This is a genomic window from Pinirhizobacter soli, assembly GCF_015905305.1.
GTDB lineage: Bacteria > Pseudomonadota > Gammaproteobacteria > Xanthomonadales > Rhodanobacteraceae > Pinirhizobacter > Pinirhizobacter soli.
The window spans coordinates 131,401-149,004 of the sequence record NZ_JADZLQ010000002.1 but is presented as its reverse complement, the minus strand read 5'-3'; the positions used below and the strand labels follow the sequence as shown (position 1 = coordinate 149,004).

The 17,604-nt window shown below is 65.3% G+C and carries 23 protein-coding genes; 11 read left to right on the top strand and 12 right to left on the bottom strand.

The genetic code is table 11. From position 1 onward, the window contains the following. Nucleotides 1-19 precede the first annotated feature (19 nt). The 5 genes from bufA2 to NDK18_RS10405 all read right to left on the bottom strand — a co-directional run bounded on the left by bufA2 (nucleotide 20) and on the right by NDK18_RS10405 (nucleotide 2,777). Nucleotides 20-277 (bottom strand): BufA2 family periplasmic bufferin-type metallophore, encoded by a 258-nt coding sequence (bufA2, locus tag NDK18_RS10425; protein ID WP_250623453.1) that lies wholly within the window; start codon nucleotides 275-277, stop codon nucleotides 20-22. An 88-nt stretch (nucleotides 278-365) separates the two neighbouring features. Continuing rightward, nucleotides 366-836, bottom strand: a complete 471-nt coding sequence (locus NDK18_RS10420; protein WP_250627748.1) for a DoxX family protein — start codon at nucleotides 834-836, stop codon at nucleotides 366-368. After that, complete coding sequence (locus NDK18_RS10415) at nucleotides 833-1,600, bottom strand: HvfC/BufC N-terminal domain-containing protein (RefSeq protein WP_250627747.1); 768 nt, start codon at nucleotides 1,598-1,600, stop codon at nucleotides 833-835. The genes NDK18_RS10420 and NDK18_RS10415 overlap by 4 nt, the downstream gene beginning before the upstream one ends. After that, nucleotides 1,597-2,433, bottom strand: coding sequence for an MNIO family bufferin maturase (gene bufB, locus NDK18_RS10410; RefSeq protein ID WP_250627746.1), 837 nt, complete (start codon nucleotides 2,431-2,433; stop codon nucleotides 1,597-1,599). Before bufB ends, NDK18_RS10415 begins: the two co-directional genes overlap by 4 nt. A 59-nt stretch (nucleotides 2,434-2,492) precedes the next feature. Beyond that, the gene (locus tag NDK18_RS10405) at nucleotides 2,493-2,777 is read right to left on the bottom strand and encodes a BufA1 family periplasmic bufferin-type metallophore (RefSeq protein WP_250623449.1); all 285 of its coding nucleotides are present in this window, start codon (nucleotides 2,775-2,777) and stop codon (nucleotides 2,493-2,495) included. Between the two features lie 171 nt (nucleotides 2,778-2,948). Between NDK18_RS10405 and NDK18_RS10400 the strand changes: the two genes are divergently transcribed. Genes NDK18_RS10400 through NDK18_RS10390 form a run of 3 tightly spaced genes read left to right on the top strand, consistent with a single transcriptional unit; the run spans nucleotide 2,949 to nucleotide 4,800 of the window. Continuing rightward, complete coding sequence (locus NDK18_RS10400) at nucleotides 2,949-3,590, top strand: DUF1109 domain-containing protein (RefSeq protein ID WP_250627745.1); 642 nt, start codon at nucleotides 2,949-2,951, stop codon at nucleotides 3,588-3,590. After that, nucleotides 3,584-4,162, top strand: coding sequence for a sigma-70 family RNA polymerase sigma factor (locus NDK18_RS10395; RefSeq protein WP_250627744.1), 579 nt, complete (start codon nucleotides 3,584-3,586; stop codon nucleotides 4,160-4,162). The genes NDK18_RS10400 and NDK18_RS10395 overlap by 7 nt, the downstream gene beginning before the upstream one ends. Beyond that, nucleotides 4,159-4,800, top strand: a complete 642-nt coding sequence (locus NDK18_RS10390; RefSeq protein WP_250627743.1) for a DUF1109 domain-containing protein — start codon at nucleotides 4,159-4,161, stop codon at nucleotides 4,798-4,800. The genes NDK18_RS10395 and NDK18_RS10390 overlap by 4 nt, the downstream gene beginning before the upstream one ends. Nucleotides 4,801-4,817: 17 nt before the next feature. On the opposite strand, the gene NDK18_RS10385 is transcribed toward NDK18_RS10390, so the two are convergent. From NDK18_RS10385 to asnS, 6 genes are read right to left on the bottom strand one after another with little or no spacing between them, the layout of a single operon-like run. Continuing rightward, nucleotides 4,818-5,234 (bottom strand): RidA family protein, encoded by a 417-nt coding sequence (locus NDK18_RS10385; RefSeq protein WP_250627742.1) that lies wholly within the window; start codon nucleotides 5,232-5,234, stop codon nucleotides 4,818-4,820. Then, complete coding sequence (locus NDK18_RS10380; RefSeq protein WP_250627741.1) at nucleotides 5,231-6,697, bottom strand: aldehyde dehydrogenase; 1,467 nt, start codon at nucleotides 6,695-6,697, stop codon at nucleotides 5,231-5,233. Before NDK18_RS10380 ends, NDK18_RS10385 begins: the two co-directional genes overlap by 4 nt. Beyond that, complete coding sequence (locus tag NDK18_RS10375) at nucleotides 6,694-7,482, bottom strand: SDR family NAD(P)-dependent oxidoreductase (RefSeq protein ID WP_250623443.1); 789 nt, start codon at nucleotides 7,480-7,482, stop codon at nucleotides 6,694-6,696. Before NDK18_RS10375 ends, NDK18_RS10380 begins: the two co-directional genes overlap by 4 nt. Nucleotides 7,483-7,516: 34 nt before the next feature. After that, a complete protein-coding gene (locus NDK18_RS10370; RefSeq protein ID WP_250623442.1) occupies nucleotides 7,517-7,858 on the bottom strand; it encodes a hypothetical protein in 342 nt (113 codons plus the stop codon). Next, nucleotides 7,855-8,640: a MalM family protein gene (locus tag NDK18_RS10365; RefSeq protein ID WP_250623441.1), complete on the bottom strand. Its 786-nt coding sequence runs from the start codon at nucleotides 8,638-8,640 to the stop codon at nucleotides 7,855-7,857. Before NDK18_RS10365 ends, NDK18_RS10370 begins: the two co-directional genes overlap by 4 nt. 14 nt (nucleotides 8,641-8,654) lie before the next feature. Next, complete coding sequence (gene asnS / locus NDK18_RS10360) at nucleotides 8,655-10,070, bottom strand: asparagine--tRNA ligase (protein ID WP_250623440.1); 1,416 nt, start codon at nucleotides 10,068-10,070, stop codon at nucleotides 8,655-8,657. A gap of 87 nt (nucleotides 10,071-10,157) precedes the next feature. Between asnS and NDK18_RS10355 the strand changes: the two genes are divergently transcribed. From NDK18_RS10355 to NDK18_RS10320, 8 genes are all read left to right on the top strand, one after another. Next, nucleotides 10,158-10,490, top strand: a complete 333-nt coding sequence (locus NDK18_RS10355) for a HesB/IscA family protein (RefSeq protein WP_250623439.1) — start codon at nucleotides 10,158-10,160, stop codon at nucleotides 10,488-10,490. 133 nt (nucleotides 10,491-10,623) lie between these two features. Further along, nucleotides 10,624-11,037, top strand: coding sequence for a 30S ribosomal protein S6 (rpsF, locus tag NDK18_RS10350; protein ID WP_250623438.1), 414 nt, complete (start codon nucleotides 10,624-10,626; stop codon nucleotides 11,035-11,037). Nucleotides 11,038-11,049: 12 nt separating this feature from the next. Beyond that, nucleotides 11,050-11,280 (top strand): 30S ribosomal protein S18, encoded by a 231-nt coding sequence (rpsR, locus tag NDK18_RS10345; protein WP_250623437.1) that lies wholly within the window; start codon nucleotides 11,050-11,052, stop codon nucleotides 11,278-11,280. A 95-nt stretch (nucleotides 11,281-11,375) separates the two neighbouring features. Beyond that, nucleotides 11,376-11,828, top strand: coding sequence for a 50S ribosomal protein L9 (gene rplI, locus NDK18_RS10340; protein WP_250623436.1), 453 nt, complete (start codon nucleotides 11,376-11,378; stop codon nucleotides 11,826-11,828). Between the two features lie 177 nt (nucleotides 11,829-12,005). Further along, nucleotides 12,006-13,397, top strand: a complete 1,392-nt coding sequence (locus tag NDK18_RS10335; protein ID WP_250623435.1) for a replicative DNA helicase — start codon at nucleotides 12,006-12,008, stop codon at nucleotides 13,395-13,397. Nucleotides 13,398-13,440: 43 nt separating this feature from the next. Further along, nucleotides 13,441-14,529 (top strand): alanine racemase, encoded by a 1,089-nt coding sequence (alr, locus tag NDK18_RS10330; protein ID WP_250623434.1) that lies wholly within the window; start codon nucleotides 13,441-13,443, stop codon nucleotides 14,527-14,529. Nucleotides 14,530-14,593: 64 nt separating this feature from the next. Next, nucleotides 14,594-15,979: a DNA repair protein RadA gene (gene radA / locus NDK18_RS10325; protein WP_250627740.1), complete on the top strand. Its 1,386-nt coding sequence runs from the start codon at nucleotides 14,594-14,596 to the stop codon at nucleotides 15,977-15,979. A 144-nt stretch (nucleotides 15,980-16,123) separates the two neighbouring features. After that, nucleotides 16,124-16,342 (top strand): hypothetical protein, encoded by a 219-nt coding sequence (locus NDK18_RS10320; protein WP_250627739.1) that lies wholly within the window; start codon nucleotides 16,124-16,126, stop codon nucleotides 16,340-16,342. Nucleotides 16,343-16,710: 368 nt separating this feature from the next. Here NDK18_RS10320 and NDK18_RS10315 read toward each other — a convergent pair whose 3' ends face one another. Beyond that, a complete protein-coding gene (locus tag NDK18_RS10315) occupies nucleotides 16,711-17,511 on the bottom strand; it encodes a cytochrome C assembly family protein (RefSeq protein WP_250623431.1) in 801 nt (266 codons plus the stop codon). Nucleotides 17,512-17,604 lie beyond the last annotated feature (93 nt).

Here is a 17,604-nt window from a genome sequence, read left to right as displayed (position 1 = left end):
GCCGGCCGGGCCAGATCGCTTACTGGGCCGGCGGGGTGGTGCTGCCGCCCTGCGCCTTGCACTCGGTGACCGACACCGCCTTGAAGCCCTGGCCCTTGCACGAATTCTGGCCCTTGCATTCATGGTTGCCCGACTTGCAGTCGGAGGTGCCCTTGCAGCTGTTGATACCGTAGCAATGGACCGTCTTGGCCTCGTTGCCCGCGGCGTGTGCGGGGCTGACCGCGGCGAAGGCGACGACGGCGGCAGCAGCGGCGATACCGAAGGTTGCGGTGTTCATGATGTTTCTCCTGGCGTTGTGATGTGCCGAATGGCGTGGGTGAATTCGCCGCGGCTTCGACGTCGGTTACACGAGGGGCAAAGAAATTTCACTTCACGCCCAGCGCGTGGTCGACCGACCACTTCCCACCGCCGCGGGCCGCCAGGTACATCAGAATCGCGGCCCACGAAAGATGCGTCGGCCAGGCGGCGGGATACACGAACACCTCGATGACCGTCGTCATTCCCAGCAGGGCAAGCGCGGAAAGACGCGTGGCCAGGCCAAGTACCAGCAGCACCGGGATGAAGGTCTCGGCATAGGCGGCCATATGGGCAGCGATATCTGGCGGCACCAGCGGGATTTTGTATTCGTCCTGAAAGAGCTGGTAGGTGCCGTCGGTGATGGTAAGGAAGCCATCGACCTTCGTTCGGCCGGACTGGAAAAAGATCGCGGCGATCGAAACACGGGCGAGTAGGGCCAGGAAGGAATGGCCGACAAGCGACGAAACGCGATCGGCCAGGAGATTCCAGCGGCGGATCGGTCCGGCGGGGGTGGTCGCGGGCAGGGTGGAATCGGTCATGGCGTGTCCTTGGTCAAAGATGGACTGGCATCGGCAAATGCACCGATGGCGACGAGGTGAAGCAGATCCGCATCCATGCGCGTGGCATCGCCAGCGGACATGGCAAGGTCGAGCGCGGCGCCCAGCGCAAGGCCCGCGTGGCAGGCATCGAGGAGTGCACAGGAGGAATCCCCGATGGCATGGACGCGTACCTGGCCGTCGATGCGCAGCATCAGGGTGGCCTCGGGCATCCATGCCAGGTCGCCCGTTACGGCGCGACCGGAACGGCTTGCTTCCCAGATCGTGCGGGCCGGTAACGGCGACGCATGCCAGCGTGCCGTGGGATGGGGTCGCAGGGATGTGCTGGCGAGGCCGGATGTGGAGCACGCGGCTAGTTGGCCTGCATGCAGGGTGGACGCATCGGCAGCGTTTCCGCAGGCAAGGAATAGCCAGTCCAGCCGCGCCACCTCGCCAAGATAGGCAAGCTCGGTGGTCGCGACGGACGTGGCCAGGAAGTCGGGGAATGCCTCGCCATAGTTTGTGAGTCGGCCATCCATCGGCATATGCTCCAGCGCGAACGCCGCCGCAGCCGATCGCATCCACTCATGGCCCACCAGGCAGGCCACGGCGGGGAAGTTCGCCTCGATAGTGTTGATGCAGGCCTTCATCCAGGTGTTGCGATAGACAGCGAAACCCGGCTGGCTGGCGATGGCCCGCAAGGGTCCATCCTCGCCGCGCATGGCCTGGACGAAACCATCCTGGAAATCGGCAAGCGTGTGAGTCATGCCGCTTGCCTCGCATCCAGCTGCAGGCGGTCGGCCATGGCGCGTTCGGCCATCAGTGCTTCGAACGGCGGGACGTTGCCGTCGCGCTCGATCAGTGCCGGTATCGTGGGTAGCTGCAGCCGTACGATGCTGTAGAGGTTCCATACCTCGTCAGCTACCGGCGCATCGTGTGAGTCGATCAACAGCGACCCGCCCAGCAGCGGATCGGGTGCATGTCCGGCCAGGTGGATCTCCGTGACTGCCTGCATCGGATAAGCGTCGAGGTAGACGAGCGGATCCACGCCAAGGTTGTGCGAACTTACGAAGACATTGTTGAGGTCCAACAGCAAGCCGCAGCCGGTACGCGCGACCAGTTCGCCGAAGAAATGCGTTTCGTCGTAATCGTGACCATCCAGCTGCAGGTAGTGGGACGGGTTTTCGATCGAGATCGCCCGGCCCAGCGCATCCTGCGTACGAGCGATGTTGTCGACGATGCGCGCGAGGGCGGCATGGCTCCGCGGGAAGGGCAGCAGGTCCGGCGCGTACCGCCCCCGCCAGTGCGACCACGCCAGATGCTCCGATACCAACGCGGGCCGCACGCGATCGATGAGCCGGCGCAGGCGTGCGAGGTGGGCGGCATCAGGTGTCGCGTCCGCAGCCAGCGACAGCGAAACGCCGTGCAGCGACAGCGGATGCCGGCTGGCCACCGTGTCGAGCGCTTCGAGCTGCGGGCCGCCGTCCACCATGTAGTTCTCCGGGTGGACTTCGAACCATAGCCCTGGCGCAACGGCGTCGATCGCCTGGGCGAGGTGTTCGGCCTTGAGGCCAAGGCCCGTGCCCATGGAAGCATGCATGGAAGGTCTCCTTCGTCCGCAACGCGCGGCCAGTGGCGTGGCACTGGCCGCGCCGGTGATCACGCGCCGGTCTTGGTAAGCGAGCCGTGGCCCTTGGGCGTGACGATGGCCGTACAGGTGCCGGCAGGCACGTTCTTCCAGGCATTGGCCTGGTAGTCGGCCTTCGCGGTGCCGGCGCAGGTGGTTCCCGCTCCCGCGGCGCAATCGTTCTGCCCGGCCTTGGCAACGCCCCAGCACTTTTCCACCTTCGGCTTGGCCGCGGCGTCGTGCTGGTCGGCGAAGGCGGTGCCCGAGACCAGGGCGGCCAGGGCAAGGGCGATCGATGTCATGTGACGAGCTTTCATCAGGTCCTCCAGTAGTGGGTATGGATCGACCGCGGCCAGTTGCCCCGGTCTGCTGATGAATTCGCAGGAGGAATGCCGTTGGTTACACATGCGAACCACAAAAGTTCGGCCTGGCCTGTAACCGAAGGCGAGGGCTGGACGAATTGCCTTCGACCACTGGATGCCTGGCCGATGAAGACGCATGACCTGATCACCAACCTCACCACGGGATTGCGGCCGGTGGAACGGCACGCCGTGGGTCGCCGCCTGGCGTTGTCGGCGATGGCGGGGATGCTGGTGGCGACGCTTGCCGTGCTGCTCACCGGAGGCATGCGACCGGACATGGGCCCGGTCCTGGACGATCCGGTCTTCTGGCTGAAGTCGGCGTTCCCGGCCACGGTGGCGGTCGCCGCGCTCGTGCTGTGCGGCCGCCTGTCGCGCCCGGGTGCGCGCACGGGCGCGGGATGGCTGCTGCTGGCGCTGCCGTTGCTGGCCGTGTGGAGCGCGTCGGCGTGGTTGATCGCCTCCGCGCCGCCGGCCTTGCGGATGCAACTGGTGCTGGGCCAGACATGGCGCGTGTGCACGTTCAACGTGGTGGCCTTGTCCTTGCCAAGCTTCATGGCAACCTTCTGGGCCATGCGTGGCTTGGCGCCCACCCGGCTCACCCTGGCCGGCGCCGTGGCGGGCCTCCTCGCCGGCGCGCAGGCGGTGCTGGTATACACGATCTATTGCGCGGAGATGGCGCCACCGTTCTGGGCTACCTGGTACGTGCTGGGCATGTTGCTACCTACCGCTGCCGGCGCGATGCTTGGCCGGAGGCTGTTGCGATGGTGAGTACGAACCGCATGTCAACCACGGTGGAAGCCGCCGAGATCGTGCTCCGCGATTGTTTCCTGGCGGGACTTGCCGGCGACGCCGCGCAATACCGGGCATTCCTGGAAGGGTTGACCGGGCACATGCGCGCCTATCTTCGGCGCCGCCTGCCCAAGGCGCAGGACGATGTGGAGGACATCCTCCAGGAAACCCTGCTGGCGGTGCACAATGCGCGACATACTTACCGTGAAGGGCAACCGCTCACCGCCTGGCTGCATGCCATTGCAAGGTACAAGCTGATGGATTTTTTCCGGGCCCATGCCAGGCGCGAAGCGCTGCATGATCCCTTCGACGACGAGCACGAGCGGATTTTCGCCGCTTCCGATGACGAGCCCGCCAACGCGCGCCGCGACATCGGCGTGCTGCTGGAGACCCTCCCGGATCGCCACCGGTTGCCCATCGTCTTCGTCAAGTTGCAGGGGTTGTCCGTGGCCGAGGCATCATTGGCCAGCGGCATGTCCGAATCGGCGATCAAGGTGGGTGTCCACCGGGGCCTGAAAGCGCTCGCGGCGCGGCTGCGGGGTGACGCATGAAGACCGAGCGGCTCATCGACATGCTGGCGACCGACGGCAGCGTCGCCGATCAACCGACGCCGTCGCGGCGCTTCGGTATCGCCGTGCTGGGCGGCATCGCGGCCGCCGTGGTGCTGATGGCTTTGGGCCTGGGCATTCGTCCCGACATCGGTATCGTGGTGCACGCGGCCATGTTCTGGATACGCGTGGGTTTCGCCGTGGCGATGCTTGCCACCGCCTTGGTGGCGGCGACACGGCTGGCACGCCCGGGCGTGACAGCGGCGCCCGGCCTGGCGGCCATCGCCATGCCGGTGGCGCTCATCTGGGCCCTGGCGGCGTTCGTCCTGGTTCAAGCACCCGAGGGTTCACGCCTGGCGCTGCTCCTGGGACACACCTGGCGAGTCTGCCCACCGTTGATTGCGGCACTCTCGGTGCCTGCCTTCGTGGCGATGTTCTGGGCCATGCGTGGCATGGCACCCGTGCGCCTGCGACTGGCCGGCGCCGTGGCAGGTCTGGCGGCGGGTGCCGCCGCCGTCATTGCCTATTGCCTGCATTGTCCGGAAATGGCGCCGCCGTTCTGGGCGCTTTGGTACCTGTCGGGCATGCTCATTCCCGCAGTGGTGGGATCGCTGCTTGGTCCCCGCTTCCTGCGCTGGTAGCCACGCGGAAGAACACGCTAGTCGCCCAGCCAGGCCACGCACTTCAGCTCGATGGCGATGGGCGTGGGAAGCGCGGTGATGCCCACGGTGGTGCGGCAGGCATCCACGCCCTTGAAGAACCGTGCGTAGGCTTCGTTGTAGGCCTTGAAGTCCCGGTCCATGTCGGTCAGGTACACGGTTGTGTCCACGAGGTTGGCAAGCGTTGCGCCACTGGCCTCGAGCACGGCCTGCACGTTGGCGAAGACCTGTTCGCACTGAGCCTGGATGTCGTAGGACACCAGCACGCCGTGTTCGTCGAAGACATTGCCGGGAACCGTATCGTCCGCCGCGCGCCTGGGCCCTACGCCTGAAAGGAACAGCAGGTGACCCACGCGCCGCGCGTGGGGATACGCGCCGACGGGCCTGGGCGCGTTGCCGGTGTTCACGGTACTCATGCTTGCGGGGACTCCATGGCGATGCAGATGTTCTTCGCTTCGGAAAAGAACCGCAGGGCTTCCACGCCGCCCTCGCGGCCCAGTCCCGACTGCCTGACGCCGCCAAAGGGCGTGCGCAGGTCGCGCAGCATCCAGCAATTGACCCAGACGATGCCGGTGGCGAGCTGCGTGGACACCCGGTGCGCCCGCGAGAGGTCGTCGGTCCACAGGGAAGCGGCAAGGCCGTAGTCAACGGCGTTGGCCAACGCAATGGCGTCGGCTTCATCCTCGAAGGGAATGAGCGTGACGACGGGCCCGAAGATCTCCTGGCGGTTGGTGGCGGTGTCGGCACCCAGCCCTTCGATCACCGTGGGTTCGATGAACCAGCCTTGCGCGCATCGGCCACCGGGGTGCACGGCGTTTCCGCCACAAGCCACCGTGCCGCCTTCCGCGCGCGCCGTGGCGATCGCATCGTTGACCTTGCCGTAGTGCGCCGCCGACACCAGTGCGCCGAGGTCGGTATCGCCATGCAGCGGGTCGCCCACCGTCAATGCCCGGACGCGTTCGAGGTAGCGTTGGCGAAACCTGTCGTAGATGGAACGCTGCACCAAAAGCCGGGAGCTGCACAGGCAGATCTCGCCCTGGTTGGCGAAGCCCGAGCGCACGATGGTGTCCAGCCGCGCATCGTCGATCCGCGCATCGTCGAAGACGATGGTGGCGTTCTTGCCACCCAGTTCAAGCGAGGTCTTGCGGAACAGCGGCGCGGTGATCGCGGCGATCGAACGGCCCGTACGCGTGCTGCCGGTGAAGGACACGGCCTTGATGCCCGGATGGCCCACCAGGTGGTCGCCGATATCGGCGCCATGGCCGTGCACGATATTGAGCACGCCGTCGGGAAGCCCGGCTTTGGCTGCGAGTTCGCCGAGCATCCATGCGGTGAATGGGGTGACTTCCGACGGCTTGGCCACCACCGTGTTGCCCGCGGCCAGCGCCGGTGCAATCTTCCAGGTGAAAAGGTAAAGCGGCAGGTTCCACGGACTGATGCAGGCCACCGCGCCCAATGGCTGGCGCAGTGTGTAGTTCAGCGTGCCACCAGGCATCGGATGGGCTTCGCTGCTCCATTGGGTGATGGCCGCCGCGAAGAAGCGCAGGTTCGCCACGGCACGGGGGATATCCAGGTTGCGCGCCAGCGACAGCGGCTTGCCGTTGTCCTTCGACTCGGCGGCGGCGAACGATTCCAGTTCGCCTTCGACCAGATCCGCAAAGCGGTGCAGGATGGCGGCGCGAACGTCCAGCGGCGTGGCGGCCCAGGCTGGCGCGGCGTTGTTCGCCGCCGCCACGGCATCATCCACATCCGCCGCCGTTGATGCCGGGCAGCGTGCGAACACCAGGCCCGTAGCCGGTTCGAACACGTCAAGGTACGCGCCCTCGCGCGGCGCCCGCGCGTGGCCGCCGATAAGGTTGGCGAGCGTCGTGATGCTCATGACAGCGACCGCGTGCGGCCACCATCCACCGCTATGCTCACGCCGTTGACGTAGGCGGCTGCCGGGGTGCACAGGAAGGCAGCTACGGCGGCCACTTCGCTGGCCTCGCCGAAGCGGCCGGCGGGCACGTGAGCCAGCATGCCGCGTTCGATGTCGCTGGCATCCTTGCCGCTGGAGCGCACGCTGGCCTCGACCAGGCCTGAAAGGCGCTGCGTTCTTGTATAGCCGGGAAGCACGTTGTTCACCGTGATGCCGTCGGCGGCGATTTCACCGGCAAGTGTCTTTGCCCAGCCCGCCACCGCCGCACGCACGGTGTTGGACACGCCAAGGTTCGCCAGTGGTTCCTTCACGGAGGTCGAGATGATGTTCACCACGCGGCCGAAATGCGCCGCGCGCATGCCGGGCAGTACGGCGGTAAGCAACACCTGGCCGCCGATCAGGTGTTGCCGGAACACATCGGCATAGGCGTCGGTGGATGCTGCATGGGCTGGGCCACCTGGCGGTCCGCCGGAGTTGTTGATCAGCACGTGCACCGGTGCGGCGGCAACGATGGATTGCACCACCGTGCGCAGGCCTTCGGTGTCGCCCATGTCGGCCACGGCATGATGGTGATGCTGGCCGGCAGGCCGGGGAAGGGCGGCGACCACATCGGCCAGGACCGCTTCGGAACGGGCGAGTGCGGTAACAGTGGCGCCAAGCAGGGCGAGCTCATGCGCGATGGCGCGTCCGATGCCTTGCGACGCCCCGCAGACGAGCGCATGACGCCCGGTAAGGTCCAGTTCCATCGACGCTTCCCTTATGGCGGTGACCCGCCCATTGTCAGTGAGCGGTGTACTGCAACGCCAGCGCGCCCAGCCAGCACGGCCAGGCCAGCCAGGGCGTGAGCTTCCAGATACCATGCCAGCGGTTGAGCTGGCGGTTCTCGAACAGAGCCGGGGCCGCCGAGCGCAGTACGTGCTGCAGGCGTGCCCAGGTGCGCAGGGGATTGCCGCGGCCTTCTTCGGGTACCGCGATGATGCGCCACTGGTCGGGGTAGTGCGTGCGCAGGATGCCGGCGATGCGGTACTGGGCGATGAAATGCAGCAGGAAGCAGATCACGCCGGCCAGCAGCAGGCCTCCATAGAGCGCCAGCAGCAAGGCTGCTGAGCCTGAGTTGCTCATGTACCGACGTCCTTGAGGATCTTCGGGATGGTGTCGCGCAAGGTGGAGATCACACCGTTGCCTTGTGGGGTCTTGTCGCACACGCCGTTCTTGATGCCACGGCGGTAGCTGTCGTTCTGCATGCCCACGTACACCACGCCATCCGGCCCGTGCGGGATCTTGAAGCTGCCGGCGGTGGTCATCTTCACCGGGGCTTCGGCCGAGAACGCTGCAGGCGACTGCTCCCAGTAGGTCTGCGCCTGCAACTGCTTGGGCGAGGTGTAAACCACCAGATAGCGCGCCTTGTCGCTTTGCACGGTGAGCTCACCGAAGGCGCCGCTGGTTTCCGACGTCCAGCCCATGTATTCGCAAAGCTGGAGGTCTTTCGAGTCGATCGGCTGGAAGGCTTCGTCGAGCACCACCAGGGTGGGTGCAAACAGATACGACGAGTGCATCCAGCGGCCGTTGAGCTCGGCCTTCACCCCGATGTTGTATGGCTGCTTCGCCGTGGTGGGCAGGCGGAAGGCCAGGAAGTAGCTGCGGTCGCCGTTGAGGTTGGCGACAGGGCTTGAGTCGTTGACGACGAAACGGCGCGGCTCCGGCGGCAGCATGTCCTGGAAGGAGAAATCGGCGAAGGTGGTGCAGCATGCCGAGGCGTCGCTCAGCTTCTTCTTCGCCGCATCAAGGCCGGCCTCCTGGTTCTGCGCCGGTGGGCGCAGGTTCGGCGGCGTGATGGCATGGCAGCCGGCCAGGGCGAGCAGGCTCGCGGTGGTCAGGGCAAGGTAGGTCGATCGTAGAGGCATGGGCTTCAAGGGGTCTAGAACTCGGCACTCCCTGCCGCACGTGGATAAGGAATGGCGTCGCGGATGTTGGCAAGACCGCACACGTACACCAGCAGGCGCTCGAAGCCCAGGCCGAAACCGGCATGGGGAACGGTGCCGTAGCGGCGCAGGTCGCGGTACCAGGCGTAGGTATTTGCATCCAGGCCGAATTTCGCCATGCGCCGGTCGAGGTAGTCCACGCGCTCTTCGCGCTGGGCGCCCCCGATGATCTCGCCGATGCCAGGCGCCAGCACGTCCATCGCCGCCACCGTGCGCTCGTCGTCGTTCAGGCGCATATAGAAAGACTTGATTGCCTCCGGATAGTTCATCACCACCACCGGGCGGCCGATGTGCTTCTCGGCCAGGTAGCGCTCGTGCTCGGTCTGCAGGTCTACGCCCCAGGCCACCGGATACTCGAATTTCTGGCCGCAGTTGCGCAGGATTTCAACCGCATCGGTGTAGTCGATGCGCTCGAACGGCTGGCTGATGAATGCCTCGAGACGGGAAATGGCATCCGGCTGCACGCGCTCGGCGAAGAACGCCATGTCGTCGGCGCGTTCTTCCAGGATCGTCTTGAAGATCGCCTTCAGGAAGCCCTCGGCAAGGTCGGCGTTGTCGTTGAGGTTGGCGAAGGCGAACTCCGGCTCCACCATCCAGAATTCCGCCAGGTGGCGGGGGGTGTTGGAGTTCTCGGCCCGGAAGGTGGGGCCGAAGGTGTACACCTTGCTCATCGCCATGGCGTAGGCCTCGACGTTGAGCTGCCCCGACACGGTAAGGAATGCCTCCCGGCCGAAGAAATCCTTCTTGAAGTCGATCTTGCCTTGCGGGTCGCGGGGAAGGTTGGCCAGGTCCAGGGTGGACAGCCGGAACATGTCGCCGGCGCCTTCGGCGTCCGACGTGGTGACGATCGGGGTATTGACCCAGATGAATCCCTGTTCCGTAAGGTACCGGTGGATCGCCATCATCATGGTGTGGCGCACGCGCGACACGGCACCGAAGAGGTTGGTGCGGATGCGCAGGTGAGCGACCTCGCGAAGGAACTCCATCGAATGCTGCTTGGGCTGGATCGGGTAGGTTTCCGGATCGTCGACGAAGCCGGTGACTTCGATGCTGCTGGCCTGCAGCTCGAACGCCTGGCCCTTGCCCTGCGAGGGCACCAGGGTGCCGGTGGCGATAAAGCCCGCCCCGGCGGTGAGGTGCAGCACGTCGGCGTCGTAGTTGGGCAGGGTATTGGCGGCCACGACCTGGATCGGGTCGAAGCAGGAGCCGTCGGTCAGGTTCACGAACGAAAGCCCGGCCTTGGAGTCGCGGCGGGTACGTACCCAGCCCCTCACGGTTACCTGGCGCCCTTCCAGGGGCGCACCATCGGCCGACTTTCCGGCCAGAGCCTGTTTGACGCTGACTACCGTCATTGCTTGAAACTCCATGCAAGCCGCCCCCAAATGGGCGCAAGAAGACCCCGCATGATAATCTAATGCAGTGCAGCAGAAGACCCGCCCATGAGCATTTCCATCACTCCAGCCGCCAGCGAGCGCATGCGTAGTTTCCTGGCCTCAAGTCCCGGGGCCGCGGGCGTGCGCTTTGGCGTGAAGAAAATGGGCTGTTCAGGCTTCGGCTACGTTGTGGACCTGGCCCCGGACGTCGCCGAGGGCGACCAGGTGCTCGATATCGAGGGCATCCCCCTGGTGGTCAGCGATACCAGCCTGCCGCTGGTGGATGGCACCCTGATCGACTTCCAGCGCCAGGGGCTGAACGCCTCCTTCGTCTTCCACAACCCCAACGCCGTGGGCGAATGCGGCTGCGGCGAGAGCTTCTCGGTCAGCCAGTCCTAGGTTGCCGCTTGCCCGTCACGGGCTTTTGACGCTATTATTGTGGGCTGCCGTCTGTCTGGACGGTAAGACTTGCCTCACCGCATCCGCGGGAGGCTGCCATCCCCGGAAGGGGTGACATCCACAAGGAGACACCATGCGTCATTATGAAGTCGTGTTCCTGGTCCATCCCGACCAGAGCGAACAGGTGCCGGCCATGATCGAGCGTTACAAGACGCTGATCGAAGGCGACAACGGCAAGATCCACCGCCTGGAAGATTGGGGCCGCCGCCAGCTGGCCTACCCCATCGAAAACCTGGCCAAGGCCCACTACGTGATGCTGAACATCGAAGTCGGCCAGAACGCGCTGAACGAGCTGGAATCCGGCTTCCGTTTCAACGACGCGGTCCTGCGCCACCTGGTGATCAAGCGTGACGAGGCCGACGTCGAGCCTTCCTTCATCATCAAGAGCAAGGAAAAGGACGACGCCAAGGGTTCGCGTCGTCGTGACGACGATGGCGACAGCGACGACCGTCGCATCAGCCGTGATCCCGACGACAACGACGACTGATAGGAGCCCGACATGTCCAAGTTCTTCCGCCGCCGCAAGTTCTGCCGCTTCACCGCCGAGAACGTGAAGGAGATCGACTACAAGGATCTCAACACGCTCCGCCAGTACATCACCGAGAACGGCAAGATCGTCCCCAGCCGCATCACCGGTACCAAGGCGCGCTACCAGCGCCAGCTGGCCACGGCCGTCAAGCGCGCCCGCTTCCTGGCGCTCCTGCCGTACACCGACAACCACGACATCTGATGCCCGCGGGCCCGCGTAACGGCGGGCCCGTCCATCGATTTCGGACAGCCATCGCGGCTGCGCGGGCAACCCCGCGCTAACGAAAAGGAATCATCATGGATCTCATCCTGCTGCAGAAAGTAAAGAACCTGGGCGACCTTGGCGACAAGGTAAGCGTCAAGCCCGGTTACGGCCGCAACTTCCTCCTGCCCACCGGCAAGGCCACCCGCGCCACGGCCGTCAACATCGCCCAGTTCGAGGCGCGCCGCGCCGAGTACGAAGCCAAGGCCAAGGAGCACCTGTCCGGCGCCCAGGGTCGTCAGGCCCAGATCGAAGGCCAGGAAGTGACCATCACCGCGAACGCCAGCCCCGAGGGCAAGCTGTTCGGTTCGGTTTCCACCCGCGACATCGCCGAGGCCCTCACGGCCAAGGGCATCGCTGTGGACAAGAGCGAAGTGATCCAGTCCGCAGGTCCGATCCGCAACACCGGCGAATACAACGTGATCGTCTCGCTGCATGCCGACATCCATGCGACCGTCAAGGTCACCGTGGTGGCCGAGAAGGCGTAAAGCTTTCCTGCCAGGCATGGCCGAACGGGCGCCCTTGGGCGCCCGTTCTGTTTTATCCACCGGAATTCCACAGCAATACACAGGCTTATCCACAGCTTGTGGTCTCGGTCCGTGAGACCGGGACGCGTATCATCGTCTCCATAGCCAGCGGCGCTTCGCCCGCTTCGAGGTCAGCGCATGTCGTTCGTTCCTGAACGTAAGTCCCAGAACGCCGCCATCGAGGCCTTGCGCGTCTCGCCCCATTCGCTGGAAGCCGAGCAAGCCGTGCTTGGCGGCCTGATGCTGGCCCCCGACGCCATGGACAAGGTGGCCGACAAGCTCGGCGAGGGCGATTTCTACCGCAAAGACCACCGCCTGATCTGGCGTGCCATCTCCGAGCTTGCCAACAAGGGCATGCCTTGCGATGCGGTAACCCTGGGCGACTGGTTCGATGCCAACGGCATGGCCGAACTCGTCGGCGGCGCCAGCTACCTGATCGAACTTGCCAACGCCACGCCCAGCGCTGCCAACATCGCCGCCTACGCCGACATCGTTCGCGAGAAATCCGTGCTGCGGCAGCTGATCGACGCGGGCACCGCGATCACCGAGGACGGCTACCGGCCCGAAGGCAAAAGCGTCCAGGAAGTGATGGAGCTGGCCGAGCAGCGCGTGTTCAAGATTGCCGAGAGCGGCGCGCGCGGCAAGAAAGATATCGTCTCGATGCGCACGGCCGTCTCGGAGGCCTTCCGCCTGCTGTCCCAGCGCTACGAGAACCGCGGCCAGTTGACCGGCGTTTCCACTGGCTTCACGGACCTGGACGAACTCACCTCCGGCCTGCAGCCGTCGGACCTGATCATCGTGGCCGCGCGCCCGTCGATGGGCAAGACGGCCTTCGCCCTGAACATCGCCGAGGCCGCCGCCATGCGTGGCAAGAAGTCGGTGGCAGTGTTTTCGATGGAAATGTCAGCCTCCCAGCTGGCGTTCCGCCTTATCTCCTCGCTGGGCCGCATCCACCAGAGCCACCTGCGCACCGGCGACCTGGCCGAGGAAGACTGGCCGCGCGTGACCTCCGCCATCACCATGTTGTCGGACGCGAAGATCTTCATCGACGACACCCCGGCAATGTCGCCGGTGGAAATGCGCTCGCGCGCCCGCCGCCTGCAGCGCGAACACGGCCTGGGTTTGATCGTGATCGACTACCTGCAGCTGATGCAGGTGCCCGGGAACAAGGAGAACCGCGCCACGGAAATTTCAGAAATTTCGCGTGGACTAAAGGCCCTGGCCAAGGAACTTGATGTACCGGTGATCGCCCTGTCGCAGTTGAACCGCTCGCTGGAACAACGTGCCGACAAGCGCCCCATGATGTCCGACCTTCGCGAGTCGGGCGCCATCGAGCAGGACGCCGACGTGATCATGTTCATCTACCGCGACGAGTACTACAACAAGGAATCCCCGGATAAGGGCCTGGCCGAGATCATCATCGGCAAGCAGCGTAACGGGCCCACCGATACGGTGAAGCTGGCCTTCCTGGGCCACTACACCAAGTTCGAGAACTACGCCCCCGATTCATACGTCGGTGGCTTTGATTGAGCCGACGCGGCACCATCGAAGGGCGTCGCACTGAAGGACCCCGATGAGCCGCACCACTGTTGCCACCATCCATCTGGGCGCCCTGCGCCATAACCTGGGCAGGCTCCGCGAACTCGCAGCCCCCGCGCAGGTGATGGCGGTGGTCAAGGCCGATGCCTACGGGCATGGCCTGGAGCGCGTCGCCCGTGCGCTCGATGGCGAGGCCGAGGCCTTCGCCGTGGCCGCCATCGCCGACGGCCTGCGATTACGCGCCGCGGGGCACAAGCAACGCATCGTGGTGCTGTCGGGCCCCGATTCCGCCGCCGATGTTCCCGAGATGCAGCGACTGAAGCTCGAGGCCGCCATCCACCACGAATCGCAGCTGGCGTTGCTCGCCGAGGCGCAGCCGAACCGTGGCCGCCTGCGCGTGTGGCTGAAGATCGATACCGGCATGCATCGCTTGGGCGTCCCCCCGGAACTGGCACGCGATATCTATGCGCGCCTGGTGGCCATGCCTGGCGTGCATCCGCAGGTTGGGTTGATGACCCACTTCGCCGAATCCGAGGTATTCGACGGCAATGTCACGGCGGAACAGCTGGCGCGTTTCCGCGCCGCCACCGATGGCATCGACGCTCCCCGGTCGCTGTCCAATTCCGCGGGCGTGGTCGGCTGGCCGGATGCGAAAGGGCAGTGGGTACGCACCGGTGGTCTTCTTTACGGGCTGTCGGTGGTGGAAGGACAATCGGGCCGCGACCTCGGCTTCCGCCCGGCCATGACCCTGGCCACGCGTCTGGTGGCAATCAACCAGGTCGCCGCCGGTGACCGCGTCGGTTACAACGGCACCTACACCTGTCCTGAAGACATGCGCATCGGCGTGGCGGCCATCGGCTACGGCGATGGCTATCCACGCAGCGCGTCGGCCGGTACGCCGGTCGAGGTCGAGGGTGTTCGCGTGCCGCTGGTGGGCCGCGTATCGATGGACCTGATCACCCTTGACCTGCGCGCCGCACCGGGGGCGAAGGTGGGCGACCGTGTGGTGCTGTGGGGCGAGTCGCTTCCAGTGGAAACCATCGCCGCGCACGCCGGTACCATCTCCTACGATCTCACCTGCGGCATGACCCGCCGCGTGCTGTTCGTCGAGGACGACAGCTAGCCGGCTCAAGCGTTGAGACGGCATCGCGTTATCGTCACCACTTCCCATCTGGACACCCGATTCCATGGCCAAGGCGAAAACCGCCTATGTCTGCACCGATTGCGGTGCCGAACACAACAAATGGCAGGGCCAGTGCATCGAGTGCAATGGCTGGAACACGCTGAGCGAATTCGTGGTGCAGCCGGCCAAGGCCGCGGTGGCTGGTGCAGGCGCCCGGCGTGGTTACGCCGGCGAAGCTGCTGGAGCGCCGAAGGTAACCGCACTCACCGAGGTCGCGCTCACGGCTGAGTCGCGCACCCGTACCGGTATCGGCGAGCTCGACCGCGTGCTCGGTGGCGGCCTGGTGGATGGTTCGGTCGTGCTGATCGGCGGCGATCCGGGCATCGGGAAGTCCACTTTGCTGCTGCAGATGCTCGGCACCCTCGGCGCGATCCTGCCCAGCGTCTACGTGACGGGTGAGGAATCCCTGGCCCAGGTCGCCGGCCGCGCCCAGCGCCTGGATTTGCCCCTGGCGCCGCTCCGGGCATTGGCGGAAACCTGCATCGAACGCATCCTGGAGCAGGCGCTGGCCACGCGCCCGCGCGTGCTGGTGATCGATTCCATCCAGACCATCTGGACTGAAACCCTCACGGCAGCCCCAGGCTCGGTCAGCCAGGTGCGCGAGTCCGCCGCGCGGCTTACGCGCTTTGCCAAGGAAACCGGAACCTCGGTGTTCCTGGTGGGCCATGTCACCAAGGAGGGCGGCATCGCCGGTCCCCGCGTGCTCGAGCACATGGTCGACGCGGTGCTGTATTTCGAAGGCGAATCCGGCAGCCGCTTCCGCGTGCTTCGCGCCTTCAAGAACCGCTTCGGCGCGGTCAACGAACTGGGCGTGTTCGCCATGTCGGAGAAGGGCCTGCGCGAGGTACCGAACCCGTCGGCCATTTTCCTTTCTACGCACACCGGCCCTACCTCCGGCAGCGCGGTGATGGTGACCCGCGAAGGCACGCGTCCCCTGCTGGTGGAAGTGCAGGCGCTGGTGGATCAATCATCGCTGGGCAATCCGCGGCGCGTGGCGCTGGGCATGGAGCAGAACCGCCTGGTGATGTTGCTGGCCGTGCTGCATCGGCATGGCGGCCTGGCCATTTACGATCAGGATGTGTTTGTGAACGTCGTCGGCGGCATCCGCGTGCAGGAAACCGCCGCCGATCTGCCTACGCTGCTCGCCGTGCTCTCGAGCTTCCGTGATCGGCCGTTGCCAGAGAAAACGGTCGCCTTCGGCGAGGTCGGCCTGTCCGGCGAAATTCGCCCCGTTCCCAATGGCGAGGAGCGACTGAAGGAAGCCGCTACCCATGGCTTCCGGCGAGCCATCGTGCCTAAGGCCAATGCGCCGAAGAAAACGCATATCGGTGAGATGGAAGTGATCGCCGTGGATCGACTTGGCGATGCCATCGGGCAGGCGATGGGCTAGCGCTCGTGGTGGAGGTCGAGGCTGCCGATCGCCTCGGTGAACGTCGGTCAGGTAGAACCTACTTCGCTGTGGGCGGAAGCTGAAAGCAATGGGTTCGGATGCGCGATAGCGTCGGTGCTCCCAACACGAAGGAGCAAATGAATCATGTCTCTGTCACCAGTACAAAACAGCATCCCCGTCCCCGTCATCATGACGCCGATTACGCCATCCAATGCCACGACCGCGGGGCAAAACATGGCTGCTCCAACCAACGTGGATAACGTCGCCGGGCACCGTCCGAAACACGAAGATCAAACGCATTCGCCCGTCAAACCAGAGGTCTCGGCCGCGGCCGCGGCGACCCAAGATGAGCCGCAAGTGTAGCTCTCTGGTCGTGTCCTGTAAGTAACGCTGCGTTGCTGCACCGACGCTCGCTCAGAGCGTCCGGTGCAGCACCAGCCTGAGTCCTCATAACAAGGAGCAATGCCCGCATGTCGATACTTGGCAGCGTTTCGTATCCCGACCCGCCCCCGCCGCCTCCGCCCCCGCCGCCTCCTCAAATAGGATGGCTGGACAGCAGCACTCCAGCAACGGCGAAAAACGTCCCGCAAATGCATCTGCACAATGATGCCTATTTGCACAGTCAGGCCGAACGGCACGGAGCGGTGGCGACGCATATTGTCGACCTGACGGCGGCCGCCGAGGGCAGCCGCGCCTAACGCGCGATCACGCGGTATTGCACCGGCGCCGGTTCAAAGCGTCCGGTGCAGCACCAGCTCCAGCACGAATTTGGTACCGATGAAGGCCAGGAACAACGTTCCCATGCCCAGCAAAGTGAGGTTCACCGCACGCCCACCGCGCCAGCCATAACGCCAGCGTCCCAGCAGCAACGCCCCGAAGATCGCCCAGGCGATGATCGACAGCACCGTCTTATGCACCAGGTGTTGGCCGAACAGGTTGTCGACAAACAGCACGCCCGTCAGCAGGGTAAGCGTAAGCAGCGCGAAGCCCGCGGCGATCATGCGGAACAGCAGCGATTCGGCCAGGGTGAGCGGGGGCAGGGCGCGCAACCAGTGCTTGAACTGGCTGCGGCGCAGGGCGCGTTCCTGGATCGCCAGCAGGATCGCAAGTACCGCGGCAATGGACAGCACGCTGAAGGCGAGCAGGGCGAAGGTCACATGCAGCTTGATTTGCCATCCCATCGTCGGCTGGGGCACGGTGATGGGAGCCGCGTAGGCGTCCAGCGCCACGAATAGCGCGGCCAGCGGGAAGATGAAGATGCCCAGGCCCGCCACCGGCCGGCTGAGGTTCACGCCGATGGTGAGGGCGGCGATGACACAGGCCACCAGGGAGAGCGCCGCGAAGAAGTGCAGGTCCAGCGAGCCACGGTGCAGGCCCAGCAACAGCCAGGCGTGAAGAACCACGGCAATGCCGGCCAGGGTCATCGCCAGCCGGCCCATCGGCGCCTGTTGCCCGAACAGCGGCCGTGCCAGGGCCACGGCGGCGGCCAGGTACAGCACGATGGCGGGTGGGGCGACGAGCAATTCGGTCATGCATGGAGTTTGGCATAGCGTCCCTTCGCCGCGAAACGCGCCTTTCGCCCCATCGGCTATAATCACGGGCTTATCCGTCCGTAACTGCCGACA

Coding starts and splice junctions, on each gene's coding strand:
- bufA2 (WP_250623453.1), bottom strand. CDS start 277: ATGAACACCGCAACCTTCGGTATCGCCGCTGCTGCCGCCGTCGTCGCC.
- NDK18_RS10420 (WP_250627748.1), bottom strand. CDS start 836: ATGACCGATTCCACCCTGCCCGCGACCACCCCCGCCGGACCGATCCGC.
- NDK18_RS10415 (WP_250627747.1), bottom strand. CDS start 1,600: ATGACTCACACGCTTGCCGATTTCCAGGATGGTTTCGTCCAGGCCATG.
- bufB (WP_250627746.1), bottom strand. CDS start 2,433: ATGCATGCTTCCATGGGCACGGGCCTTGGCCTCAAGGCCGAACACCTC.
- NDK18_RS10405 (WP_250623449.1), bottom strand. CDS start 2,777: ATGAAAGCTCGTCACATGACATCGATCGCCCTTGCCCTGGCCGCCCTG.
- NDK18_RS10400 (WP_250627745.1), top strand. CDS start 2,949: ATGAAGACGCATGACCTGATCACCAACCTCACCACGGGATTGCGGCCG.
- NDK18_RS10395 (WP_250627744.1), top strand. CDS start 3,584: ATGGTGAGTACGAACCGCATGTCAACCACGGTGGAAGCCGCCGAGATC.
- NDK18_RS10390 (WP_250627743.1), top strand. CDS start 4,159: ATGAAGACCGAGCGGCTCATCGACATGCTGGCGACCGACGGCAGCGTC.
- NDK18_RS10385 (WP_250627742.1), bottom strand. CDS start 5,234: ATGAGTACCGTGAACACCGGCAACGCGCCCAGGCCCGTCGGCGCGTAT.
- NDK18_RS10380 (WP_250627741.1), bottom strand. CDS start 6,697: ATGAGCATCACGACGCTCGCCAACCTTATCGGCGGCCACGCGCGGGCG.
- NDK18_RS10375 (WP_250623443.1), bottom strand. CDS start 7,482: ATGGAACTGGACCTTACCGGGCGTCATGCGCTCGTCTGCGGGGCGTCG.
- NDK18_RS10370 (WP_250623442.1), bottom strand. CDS start 7,858: ATGAGCAACTCAGGCTCAGCAGCCTTGCTGCTGGCGCTCTATGGAGGC.
- NDK18_RS10365 (WP_250623441.1), bottom strand. CDS start 8,640: ATGCCTCTACGATCGACCTACCTTGCCCTGACCACCGCGAGCCTGCTC.
- asnS (WP_250623440.1), bottom strand. CDS start 10,070: ATGACGGTAGTCAGCGTCAAACAGGCTCTGGCCGGAAAGTCGGCCGAT.
- NDK18_RS10355 (WP_250623439.1), top strand. CDS start 10,158: ATGAGCATTTCCATCACTCCAGCCGCCAGCGAGCGCATGCGTAGTTTC.
- rpsF (WP_250623438.1), top strand. CDS start 10,624: ATGCGTCATTATGAAGTCGTGTTCCTGGTCCATCCCGACCAGAGCGAA.
- rpsR (WP_250623437.1), top strand. CDS start 11,050: ATGTCCAAGTTCTTCCGCCGCCGCAAGTTCTGCCGCTTCACCGCCGAG.
- rplI (WP_250623436.1), top strand. CDS start 11,376: ATGGATCTCATCCTGCTGCAGAAAGTAAAGAACCTGGGCGACCTTGGC.
- NDK18_RS10335 (WP_250623435.1), top strand. CDS start 12,006: ATGTCGTTCGTTCCTGAACGTAAGTCCCAGAACGCCGCCATCGAGGCC.
- alr (WP_250623434.1), top strand. CDS start 13,441: ATGAGCCGCACCACTGTTGCCACCATCCATCTGGGCGCCCTGCGCCAT.
- radA (WP_250627740.1), top strand. CDS start 14,594: ATGGCCAAGGCGAAAACCGCCTATGTCTGCACCGATTGCGGTGCCGAA.
- NDK18_RS10320 (WP_250627739.1), top strand. CDS start 16,124: ATGTCTCTGTCACCAGTACAAAACAGCATCCCCGTCCCCGTCATCATG.
- NDK18_RS10315 (WP_250623431.1), bottom strand. CDS start 17,511: ATGACCGAATTGCTCGTCGCCCCACCCGCCATCGTGCTGTACCTGGCC.